Source organism: Pseudoalteromonas sp. ESRF-bin5, from assembly GCF_002632075.1.
In the GTDB taxonomy this organism is placed as follows: domain Bacteria; phylum Pseudomonadota; class Gammaproteobacteria; order Enterobacterales; family Alteromonadaceae; genus Pseudoalteromonas; species Pseudoalteromonas marina.
This window is the reverse complement of record NZ_NTLW01000229.1, coordinates 1-7,534: the sequence shown is the minus strand read 5'-3', so window position 1 is coordinate 7,534 and position 7,534 is coordinate 1. Positions and strand designations below refer to the sequence as shown.

Genomic DNA, 7,534 nt, shown 5'->3' with positions numbered 1-7,534 from the left:
ACAGCGGTGCCACTCAGCCCTAAAATTACAATTAATAACAACAAGCGTTTGATTAGTTTATACATTGAGTTGCCCTTCCACCCTTTGCGTTGCTTATATAATAACCACAGATTTATTAAATAATCATGATCTTGCTCGCAAAGGATGAAATAAACATCAAAATCCACGATAATGTCACTTCCACACATCGTGCAGAACTAGTTGAGATCAATATGACTGAAAAAACGTTTATCAAAGGTAAAGACCGCGATTTAGAATCGTCAATCTCTACCATGCAAAACAAGCTTAAAGCCTTAAACATTAATGTTGAAGAGGCGCTTTGGCTTAACCCTGTAGCTAACTGTTATTCGGTTCATATTAAAGACAGCGACTGCGGTGTTATGTTTACTAATGGTAAAGGTGCAACTGATAAAGCATCTATTGCTTCTGCACTTGGTGAATATTTTGAGCGTTTAAGCTGTAACTACTTTTTTGCTGACTTTTACCTAGGTGAAGAATTTGCCAACGGCGAGTTTACTCATTACCCAAACGAAAAATGGTTTAAAGTTGAAGGTGAAGAAGTGCCAGAGGGCATAATGGATGAAAGCCTGTGGGATTACTTTGACCCAGAGCGCGAACTTAATGCATCACACCTTTTTGATTTTAACTCAGGTAATAACGAGCGCGGCATTTGTACATTGCCATACACGCGCCAACGCGATAACCAAGACGTGTACATTCCAGTAAACGTGATTGGTAATATTTTTGTATCTAACGGTATGAGCGCAGGTAACACCAAGTTTGAAGCGCGAGTTCAGGGCTTGTCTGAAGTATTTGAACGCGCTATTAAAAACCGTATTATTGCTGAAGGCATTTGTTTACCAATCGTGCCTGAAGAGGTTGTTAAGCAGTACCCACAAATTCACGAAGCGTGTGAAGAACTGCGTAGCCATGGTTTTCATTTACGTATCGCCGATGCATCACTAGGCGGTAAATACCCAGTAATGAGCGTAACGCTGATTAACCCAACAGATGGCTCTGTATTTGCCTCGTTTGGTGCTCACCCTTCATTTGAAGTAGCCCTTGAGCGTACCGTTACAGAACTTTTACAAGGTCGTCGCCTTGATCAGCTTGATGTGTTCCAACCGGCTACATTTGATAACGACGAAGTAGCAACGCCTGAAAACATTGAACTGCACTTTATTGATTCTAGCGGTTTAATATCGCATGACTTTTTCCGTGCAACACCTGATTTTGACTTTGTACACTGGGACTTCAGCGGTACAACAGAGCAAGAATACAACTTCTGTACAGATTTAATTCATAGCATGAACCACGACATTTACATTATGGATTACACGCACTTAAACGTGTATGCATGTCGAATTTTAGTACCGGGCATGTCAGACATTTACCCAGTAGATGAGCTGATTTGGCGTAACAACAACGAAGGCGCTAAATTCCGTGAAGCATTCCTATCGCTTGATCAGTACGATGCTGAGCAATGGATGGACATTTACGATAGCTTAGAGGAAGCCGGCCACAGTGATATTATTCGCGCAGCAGAGTTTATTGGCCTTGCAACCGATGCCGATACACCTTGGCATACGCTACGTATTGGTGAGCTTAAAGCGCACCTATGTTTAGCCGCAGGCAGCGAAGAAGCAATTGATTGGGTTGATTGGATACTGCATACAGGCCAAGTAAACGAAGAGGCAATGCGCCATTTCCGCTGCTTAAAAGCCATTCTTGAAATTAAATACGATGACGAGCGTGAATACGCCGACTACCAAGACGCACTGGGTTTAATGTTTGGTAGCGACAACGTAGCGCTTGCAATTGAAATTGCTGAAGGCCGTACATTATTTAATGGTTTAACCTTCCCAGGCTTATCGCTTGAAGGCTTTAAAAAGCATGCAGCGCTACTTGATGGCTACCGAAAGTTACATGTAGCTAAACAAAATCATTGGGCACGTGATGTTAGCGATTCTTGATATTTAGATCGTTAATTATAAAAATAAAATGGCGCTTATGCATAAGCGTCATTTTAATTTGCACAATAAATAGCTATAGTGGAATTGCCTAAATTCAAGCCAATAGTAGCTAATGCCACCAACTAACAATAAAAAAGCAAGTGCGCACAACTATAACCGAACTTTTTGGTTATCGATGACACTACTACTGCTTATTAGTGTTGTACTAGAGCGCATTAATTACACTCGCGTGAAAGACGCTCATCGCCTTCAAATCCTCTCCGATGTAAGCACCTATAGAGCACAACTAGAAGCCATTTTAATTTCTAACATCCAGTTAGTACGCGGCTTAGGCGTGGCTGTTTCTGCAGAGCCTAACTTAAATCAAGAACGCTTTGCACAAATTGCAGCCCCCCTTTTTAATACATCAAAAGAGCTTAGAAATATTGGCGGTGCACCCAATATGATTATTAAAATGACTTACCCGCTTGAAGGAAATGAAGCGGCTCTGGGCCTCAACTTGCTGGCGAATAAAAATCAACGCGCTGACGCTATTAAAGCGCGAGACACCAACACAATTATAATGGCTGGCCCGTTAACGCTAGTGCAAGGAGGTGAGGCACTCATAGCGCGTGTGCCAGTCTATACCCCGCCTGATAAAAATTTTTGGGGATTACTTTCTGTTGTTCTAGATATTAATAAAATTTATAAAAACGCCGGTATTTTAGATCTTAAAGAAAAATATAACGTTGCACTCCAAGGCAGAAATGGGCTGGGCGATAAAGGCGAGTTTTTTTTTGGTGACGCCGCAATATTAAATCAAGATCCCCTCGCATTTTCGTTAAACTTTCAAGGCGGAAGCTGGCAGTTATACGTTGCACCCAAGCAGGGCTGGAGCCCACCCAACTCAGCAGTTTGGCCATTACGTTTAGCAATAATTATTATTTGTGCGTTACTTACATGGGCATTTTTGTTCTTTTTAAAAATGCTTGACCGTCAGCAAAAAAACGAAAGAATGCTAGAAACCATGAGCGATTTGGCGCAAATAGGTGCGTGGTCGTTTAATTTAGAAACCAAGCAAGTTTATTGGTCAGATATGACTAAAAAACTGTTTAAATACCCACTCAATACCCAGCCACAATGGCCTGAAGATTTAAGCTATTTTAAAGAGGGCGAAAGCAGAGAAACGATCAAACCTCTACTCGAACGTGCTATTAAATATGGCCATAGTTATGAAGTTGAACTAGAGGTAATAAACGGTGAAGGGGAAGCGGTATGGGTACTTGTTAACGCAGAAGCTGAACATAAAAATGGTCGATGTGTGCGTATTTTTGGTTCGCTACAAAATATTGATACCCGTAAAAAAATTGAATTAGAAAACAGCTTTACAGCGCTGCACAATGAAACGTTAGCCTCATTAACGGTTAATAAGCTCATTTTAAACGGTAAACTTAGCCAATCAAAAGACATACTCACTGAGGCTATTTGCCATGCTTTAAAAATTGAGCGTGCTAGTATTCGTTTTTATAACGAAGATCGCACACAGTTAATTCCATTCGCACTGCATAATAAATTAACACAAGCCGAAAGCATTGAACTAACCTGGCTTAGAAAACACCTTCCTGACTTTTTTAATATGCTTGATCACCAAGCTGTTTTTAATATTCCCGACGTTATTCATAATTCAGCGCTATCTCCTTTGTCGCCATATTACTTATTGCCGTTAGAAATAAAATCGATGCTGTGCGTAACAATCCCTGCCGGCAACGGAGTATTAGGAATAATATGTGCTGAGCAATGCAAAACCACACGCTTGTGGACAAAAAACGAAGAAAGTTTTTTAATCACAGTGGCTACACTTATAGGTAGTTTACATTCAAGCCAGCAACGCATAGAAGCAGAACAAGAATTAGTAGAAGCTAAGGAATTAGCCGAACAAGCGGTGGCAGCAAAAAGTGAATTTTTAGCAACTATGAGCCACGAAATTCGCACTCCTATGAATGGGGTGCTAGGCATGCTAAATATAATTAAGCAAACAAAGTTAGATCAACAACAAGCACATCATATAGAGCTTGCGCAATCATCTGCCGAATCATTGCTTAATATTATTAATGACATATTAGACTTCTCAAAAATGGAAGCGGGTAAACTTAATATTGATAGTATTCAATTTAATCTCCCAAAATTATTAGGTGAAGTGGTTGAATCGTTTGCACTAAAAGTAGAGCAAAACAATACAAAACTAATTTTAGACGCAACCCAAATTACAGTAAGTGAAATAATTAGTGACCCGAATAGGCTTAGGCAAATTCTTAATAACTTGATTGGTAATGCTGTTAAATTTACTAAAAATGGTGACGTTATTATTATAGCCAGAGTGGACGACTCCACCGATGGATCCTTTTTAGAGTGCTCAGTAATTGATACTGGTATTGGTATTAATAAAAACCAGCAAACATCATTATTTAATTCATTTACACAGGCCGACACTTCAACTACGCGCCAATTTGGCGGTACAGGCCTTGGGCTAACGATAGTAAAACAACTATGTGAATTAATGGGCGGAAGCGTCAGTGTCAACAGTGTTGAAGGCGAAGGCAGTACGTTTTCATTTAGTGTAAAAATACAGCCTAGATTAAGTAAAGAGCAAGATTTACCAAGCCACCTAATAAACAACAAACGTATTTTATTTATTGATGAGTGCCACTTAAATACCAGTATAGCCACTAAACAGCTGACAATTTAGGGGGGCCCATGTGGAGTTTATTAATGACTATAATGAGGTGCTGATACATTTAGAAGAGACGACTCGTTCATACGATGCAATTTTAGTTGATTATCACTTTTTTTCTGTTGCTGCAAAAACGCAAACAACCGCCTTACAAAACTTTATTAAAAAGTTTAAATGTAAATCAGTAATTATGGCGCCAATGAGTTATTCACAAAAAGAATCAACGCTTAAAATGAATGTCGACTGCATGATTTTTAAACCTCTTACGCCATCAGATCTGTTTGATTCACTCACTAATGAAAAGTTTTTAGAGCAGCAATTAAATCAGGCGCAACTCACTAATACACTTACAAAAGCACCTATTAAAGATTCATCAGAGCCCGTTTTATTGTTAGTAGAAGACAATAAGATAAATCAAGTTGTGGCCTCTGCATTGTTAAAAGAGGCCGGGGTGATCTTTGATATTGCTGAAAATGGTGAGCAAGCAATTAGCAAACTAAACGCCAAACAAAATAACCCGTATAAACTTATTTTAATGGATTGCCAAATGCCAATAATGGATGGTTATCAAGCCACGCAGGCAATCAGACAAGGCGGAGCAGGTGAAAAATATAATGCTGTATCAATTATTGCTTTAACGGCTAATGCCATGCAAGGCGATAGAGAAAAATGTATTGCTGCGGGCATGGACGATTACTTAACTAAGCCGCTTGATATGGCCGCCTTAAAACCCAAGTTGCAGCACTGGCTTGGCAGTTAAATGAGGCTTACCACTAATTAGCATTAACAATTAATATTTTTAAGGGTACTTATGCAGTTATCACCACACCAACAACGTGTTATTGGTTGTCTCCTAGAAAAACAAAGCACTACACCAGAGCATTATCCTTTGTCACTGAATGGGTTAACCAATGCATGTAATCAAAAATCGAATCGCGATCCTGTTCTTAATTTAACCGAAAGTGATGTGCAAGTTGCGCTAGATGAACTTAGTGACATGCGCCTAGTTACTGTTGATGAAGCACTTTCGGGGCGAGTAAATAAATACGACCACCGCTTTTGTAATACCGAATTTAGTAGCTTACAGTTTTCAGCACAACAACGTGCCATTATTTGCCTATTGCTGTTACGCGGCGCCCAAACACCCGGTGAATTAAGAACACGCAGCGCTCGTCTCGCTGATTTTAATAATGTAGATGAAGTTGAAAATGCGCTAAATAAATTAATTGAAAATGAGCAAGTTGCCAAGTTACCGCGCGAAGCAGGTAAACGTGAAAGCCGATATATTCATTTATTTGGTGAGCAACCAATTACGCCTGATAGCGATACCATTAATTTACCCAGCGAAGCCATTAAAGATAAAGAGCTAAACGATTTATTACGCGAAGTAGAAGAGTTAAAAGCAGAACTTAACCAGATAAAAGCACATTTAGGGCTTTAAATAAGTAAAACTAAATCACATAATAAGTTTATTGCGTATCACATTTAAAATCTTACAAGGAGCCGGCAATGCGCGCCGAAATAATGGCTGAAATGAAAGTTCAGCCAACCATTGATGTAAACGCTGAGATCTCTCGTCGAGTTAACTTTATAAAAGCACGTTTAGTTGCAGCCCACTCACGCTCGCTTGTGCTTGGTATTAGTGGCGGGGTTGATTCTTCAACTTGCGGCCGTTTATGCCAATTAGCTGTTAACGAATTAAATGAAGAACACAGCACCAACAAATATCAATTTATTGCTGTGCGCCTACCTTACGGCGTGCAAGCTGATGAAGACGAAGCACAAATGGCGGTAGATTTTATTCAGCCAAGTAAGCGTATGACCGTTAATATTCAGCCTGCTGCTGATGCGTTACATGAGCAAGTGTTAATCGCAATGACTAGCAGCGGTGACGCATTACCAGAGCAAGCTCAAATAGATTTTATTAAAGGTAACGTTAAAGCACGCCAACGTATGGTCTCTCAATACGAAATTGCCGGTTTTAGCCAAGGCTTAGTTGTAGGTACCGATCATAGCGCAGAAAACATTACAGGCTTTTACACTAAATTTGGCGATGGTGCTTGTGATTTAGCGCCTCTTTTTGGTTTATCTAAGCGCCAAGTTCGCGCACTAGCGACTGCCCTAGGTGCGCCAGCAGTGCTTGTTGAAAAAGCCCCTACAGCCGATTTAGAAAGCGACCGACCGGGCCTCACCGACGAAGAAGCGCTTGGTTTAAGTTACAACCAAATTGATGATTTTTTAGAGGGCAAACCTGTCTCTGAAGAGGTGGAGCAAAAGTTAATCGGTATATATCTGCGCACGCAACATAAACGCCAGCCAATACCAACAATTTACGATTGATATAAGTGATATAAAAAGCAATTAACAGCATCTAGTTTAATTGCTTTTTTGATCGCCCTACTCAAATATTACGTACACATTGCACTTAACGTACTAATATTTATTAAAAACTTGCCAAAGAGAACACTGCATTATATGACATCGCCTATTTTAATTACTGGTGCAGGCCAACGAATCGGCCTAGCCCTTGCTCAGCATTACTTAACCCAAGGGCAAAAAGTGATTATTACTTATCGTACTCGCCATGATGCCGTAGAAAAACTAGCGCAGCAGGGAGTGACTTGTATCCATGCCGATTTCAGTACTGATGCGGGAATTAATGAGTTTATTAATACATTGAAAGCCCATACCCAATCCTTAAAGGCTGTTATACACAATGCATCTAGCTGGGACTGTGAAGCAAATAATCCAGACCACGCCAAGCTTTTTGATAACATGATGCGCATTCATGCCAAAACACCCTACTTAATTAATATGCAGTGCGCTGACTTACTTTTAGCGTACCAGCAAG

4 protein-coding genes and 1 pseudogene are annotated in these 7,534 nt (G+C 40.1%); all 5 read left to right on the top strand.

Going from position 1 to position 7,534, the window contains the following annotated elements; genetic code table 11:
* Nucleotides 1–212 precede the first annotated feature (212 nt).
* On the top strand, nt 213–1,973 hold the full coding sequence (gene ycaO / locus BCG07_RS13990; RefSeq protein ID WP_058430070.1) for a 30S ribosomal protein S12 methylthiotransferase accessory factor YcaO: 1,761 nt from the start codon (nt 213–215) through the stop codon (nt 1,971–1,973).
* Nucleotides 1,974–2,085: 112 nt separating this feature from the next.
* A pseudogene (locus tag BCG07_RS13985) lies at nt 2,086–5,443 on the top strand (ATP-binding protein).
* Nucleotides 5,444–5,494: 51 nt separating this feature from the next.
* Entirely contained in the window at nt 5,495–6,124 is a 630-nt protein-coding gene (locus BCG07_RS13980; RefSeq protein WP_203985432.1) for a YceH family protein, read from the top strand.
* Nucleotides 6,125–6,192: 68 nt separating this feature from the next.
* Complete coding sequence (nadE, locus tag BCG07_RS13975) at nt 6,193–7,023, top strand: NAD(+) synthase (protein WP_006792487.1); 831 nt, start codon at nt 6,193–6,195, stop codon at nt 7,021–7,023.
* A 135-nt stretch (nt 7,024–7,158) separates the two neighbouring features.
* A partial coding sequence (locus BCG07_RS13970; protein WP_286890623.1) for an SDR family NAD(P)-dependent oxidoreductase occupies nt 7,159–7,534 on the top strand: 376 nt, incomplete at its 3' end.

What these genes read in the sequence shown, in the direction of transcription:
- ycaO (WP_058430070.1), top strand. Translation starts at nt 213, where the DNA reads ATGACTGAAAAAACGTTTATCAAAGGTAAAGACCGCGATTTAGAATCG.
- BCG07_RS13980 (WP_203985432.1), top strand. Translation starts at nt 5,495, where the DNA reads ATGCAGTTATCACCACACCAACAACGTGTTATTGGTTGTCTCCTAGAA.
- nadE (WP_006792487.1), top strand. Translation starts at nt 6,193, where the DNA reads ATGCGCGCCGAAATAATGGCTGAAATGAAAGTTCAGCCAACCATTGAT.